Source organism: Aquimarina algiphila (assembly GCF_007489275.1).
Lineage (GTDB): Bacteria > Bacteroidota > Bacteroidia > Flavobacteriales > Flavobacteriaceae > Aquimarina > Aquimarina algiphila.
Genome location: NZ_VLNR01000183.1, coordinates 1 through 792 on the forward strand (window position 1 = coordinate 1; position 792 = coordinate 792).

Sequence of the window (792 nt, forward strand, 5' to 3'; positions counted from 1 at the left end):
ATATATATAAGTTCTTTTAATGCTTAATTAATTATTACGAGGAGACCCGATTTGAGTACCTATTACACTTGCTCCCGGTTGTGTAATTACCGGGCAGTTGATAATTGCTCCTGTTGCAGTTAATAAATCAGATAATGAATTCGCTAAAGGACTTGGATTTGCATTTCCTCTAAAAGGGATTAAAGTACCATCTGCCAAAAGTTGATTGATTTGATCAAAACTTCTTAGTATTGGGCGTTCTGATTCAGGAACTGTAAACTCAGTGATATGTGCATCCCACATAGGAGCATATCTCTCATCATTAGGATCAATTGGGAATGTATTTGTAGGATCCTGCACTTGTCGATCACTTAAGGAAGCCGAATTTAAACCTTGCACTCCAAAACCATCAGTATCTGTAGTTCTACCATTAGCTGTAGGGCTAAAAGGTAACATAGAACCTCCTGGGAATAATCCAAATGTTGGTAAGTTAGCCAATCTTGGAGCAAAAACTCCTAATTCTATAGTTGCCGGTCCTGGGTCAGAAGTATCTGTTACAATATGGAAGTAGTAAGGACTACCATTATGCCATCCATCCAAAAGTTGCATTACAACAGATGCTTGATCTATAGCAAGATTTGGGTTGTTTAAATCATCTTCTTGAGCAGGGCCATTACCATCTGGATGAGGGATTCTATCATGAATACCAGTGCTGTTAGCTACTAACTGAGCATTGATTACCACCCCACTAGGTAAAACAACATAAGAAGACCATGCTCCATCTGCTATCGCACCAGGATTAACTTCTGCTGG

The 792-nt window shown here is 39.1% G+C and carries 1 pseudogene; it reads right to left on the minus strand.

From position 1 onward, the window contains the following. Window positions 1–27: 27 nt before the first annotated feature. Window positions 28–792: pseudogene (locus FOF46_RS31015) on the minus strand (hypothetical protein); the annotation flags it as partial.